Source organism: Isoptericola sp. NPDC057391 (genome assembly GCF_042668085.1).
In the GTDB taxonomy this organism is placed as follows: Bacteria; Actinomycetota; Actinomycetes; order Actinomycetales; family Cellulomonadaceae; genus Isoptericola.
This window is the reverse complement of the sequence record NZ_JBHVBO010000305.1, coordinates 1-2742: the sequence shown is the minus strand read 5'-3', so window position 1 is coordinate 2742 and position 2742 is coordinate 1. Positions and strand designations below refer to the sequence as shown.

2 protein-coding genes and 1 pseudogene are annotated in these 2742 nt (G+C 75.5%); all 3 read right to left on the bottom strand.

Annotated features, from left to right (window positions below; translation table 11 throughout):
- Positions 1-52: 52 nt before the first annotated feature.
- Positions 53-1006, bottom strand: coding sequence for a co-chaperone YbbN (locus ACFUVW_RS20520; protein ID WP_430573142.1), 954 nt, complete (start codon positions 1004-1006; stop codon positions 53-55).
- 24 nt (positions 1007-1030) lie between these two features.
- Positions 1031-2044, bottom strand: a complete 1014-nt coding sequence (locus ACFUVW_RS20515; protein WP_430573141.1) for a hypothetical protein — start codon at positions 2042-2044, stop codon at positions 1031-1033.
- Positions 2041-2742, bottom strand: a pseudogene (locus ACFUVW_RS20510) (hypothetical protein); the annotation flags it as partial. The pseudogene ACFUVW_RS20510 and the gene ACFUVW_RS20515, both read right to left, overlap by 4 nt.

Below are 2742 nucleotides of genomic sequence, written 5' to 3'. Positions count from 1 at the left end.
TCCTCAAACCGGCGGTTTGAGGATCAATTCAGCACGCTCGATTCCTCCGGTGTCAGTAGAGGCTGATCGCCAGGCGCTGACGGGCCTTGACCACGCGCGGGTCCGTGGGGCCGACGATCTCGAAGTACTCGACCAGGCGCACGCGCAGCTTCTCCTTGGCGTCCGCGTCGGCACCGGGCAGCAGCTCGAGCAGCCGGGCGAAGGCGTCCTCCACCTTGCCGCCGAGCATGTCCATGTCCGCGACGGCGAGCTGCGCGTCGATGTCCGCCGGCGCGTCGGCCGCCGCGGCCCGGGCCGCCTGGAGGTCGGCGCCGCGGGTGCGCTGCAGCAGGCGGACCTGCGCCAGGCCGGCCACCGCGAGGGCGTCCTTCGGGTCCTGCTTGATCGCCTTCTCGTACGCGGCGACGGCGGTCTGGAGGTCGTCGCGCTCGATCGCGTCGTACGCCTCCTGGTGCAGCGGCGGGAGCGGCTCCTCGACCGGCTCCTGGTCGGCGGCCTCGGCCGGCTCCTCGCCCTCGGCCCCCTGGGCGGGGGCGCGGCCGGTGACGCCGTTCTGCTCGGCCGCGGCCAGCACCTGGTCCAGCACGCCGCGCACCTGCTCCTCGGGCGCCGCGCCCTGGAACAGCGGGAGCGGCTGGCCCTGCAGCACCGCGACGACGGTCGGCACGCCCTGCACCTGGAAGGCCGCCGCCACCTGCGGGTACGCCTGCGCGTCGAGGCGACCGAGCAGGAACCGGCCGGCGTACTCCTCGGCGAGGCGCCCCAGCAGCTCGCCGAGGTCGGCGTTGGCCTTGTCGGTGGGGATCCACAGCAGCATGACCACCGGGTACGTGGTCGAGTCCTGCACCACCTGCTGGAAGTTCGCGTCCGTGACGTCCAGCACGTAGCCGCCCGCCGACGGCGCGCCGCCCGGCTCCCCGGGCGGGGGCGACTGGGGGCGGTTCAGCGCCGACAGGTCGACGGCGCCACGCGTGCTGAAGGACGGGTCGGGCGTGGGGTTGGTCATGGGCGACATCCTACGAGCGGAGCGTCAGTTGGAGGCCGCGGTCGCCACGTGCGAGTAGCCGAGCGGACGGATCTTCTCGTCGGAGCCCTTGGCCGGGACGTACAGCGCGACCATGTCCGTGTACCGGGTGGTCAGGACGTTGGTCTGCTCGGCGTCGCCGAGCAGCGCCTTCTGCGTCTCGGAGAGCGCCGGCACCTTGGCCTCGTCCTCCGCCTCGACCTTCGTCCTGCCGTCGAGGACGCCCATGACGAGCGCCCCGCCGTCGGCCGTGCGGACCGCACGGACCTCGCCCTTGCGCGCCACGTACTTCTGCGTGTACTTCGTCCCGGACTCCTCGAAGCCGGGGACCTCCTTCCACGCCGCCGCGTCGGCCGCGACGGCCGAGACCAGGTCGCCGTCGGGCAGCTCGAAGCCCTTCGCGAAGGACGACTTCTTCGCCCCGAGGGTGACGAGGTCCGCGTACTGCGCGAGGGCGTCGGCCGGGGTCGCCGCCAGGGAGTCGTCGTCGCCCGCGACGGCGGCAGACCCGACGGCCGAGTCGGCGAAGTACGGCATGCTCTGCCCCGGGATGAGCTGCACCCACGCCCACATCTTGTAGTCCGCGCGCGCGGACTCCTGCTCGAAGGCGACGAGGCGCGGCGTCTCGAGGTCCTCCGTGCTGGTCGTGATGGAGAAGCTCGTGCGCGGCCACCCCTCGGTGGTGGGGATGATCATCTGCTGGGACTCGCTCGGGATGTCAGTGACGAACTCCGCGTTGTCCCGCTTCTTCGCGACCGCGAGCTGGCTCGTGCGCACCTCGTACGCCGGCCCGGTCACTCGCGGCTTGAGCGCGGAGCCCTTGAGCGCCTTGTCGGCCTTGGCGACGGTGTCGGCGACCGCGGTGAACACCTGGGTGTCCTGCTCCTCGGTCAGCACGGGCCCGCTGAACGCCTCTCCGGGCTGGGGCTGGGGCAGCTCGTCGGCGCAGCCGGCGAGCAGCGTCGTCGACACGACGAGGGCGCTCGCCGCGGCGAGCCCACGGGTGGTACGGCGGTTCATCGGTTCTCCCCGTCGTTCTCGGTCGTCGGGTCGGCGGCCTGCCCGGTGCGGGAGGCGTCGCCGAAGCCCCAGGTGGCGCGCCAGGCGGCGGCGCGCCCCGCGGGGGTGGAGGTGTCGGGTCGTGCGGCGCCCTGCTCGGACGCCTGGTCGGACTGCGCCGGGCGCACCGTGGGGATCGAGCCCGTGATGGCGCGCAGCATGCGGGTCATCCCGCCCTGCTCCGCGGCCCGCCGGGCCTCCTCCTGGGCGCGCAGCTCCCGCCGCGTCATGCGCAGGGCACCGGTGGCGGTGGTCGGCTCGGCCGGCACGGGCTCGTGCGCCTGCGGCTCGGCCGGCACCGGCACCGCCGGGGCGGGGACGGGCAGGCCGCCGAACGGCGCGGGGGCCGGCTCGTCGACGGCGGCCGGAGCCGCCTCGGGGGCGGGCTCGGCCGCGGGCGCGTCGGCGGTCTCCTCGCGCTGGCGGCGGCGCGACCGGCGCAGCAGCCGGCCGGCGAGCGGCACCTCGGCGGTTCCGGCGGCGGAGTCGCGCGCGGTGCCGTCCTCCGGCGAGTCGTCCTCGTCCTCGGCGCCGCCCGCAGCGGGCTCGGCCGGGGTCTCCGCGGGCGCGCCCGCGTCCGAGGTCGTCGGCGCGGCCCAGGGGGCCGGGGGGGCGCCCCCCGGGCGCACCGGCGCCGCCGGGGCGCCCGGGCCCCCGGC

What these genes read in the sequence shown, in the direction of transcription:
- ACFUVW_RS20515 (WP_430573141.1), bottom strand. Translation starts at nt 2,044, where the DNA reads ATGAACCGCCGTACCACCCGTGGGCTCGCCGCGGCGAGCGCCCTCGTC.
- ACFUVW_RS20520 (WP_430573142.1), bottom strand. Translation starts at nt 1,006, where the DNA reads ATGACCAACCCCACGCCCGACCCGTCCTTCAGCACGCGTGGCGCCGTC.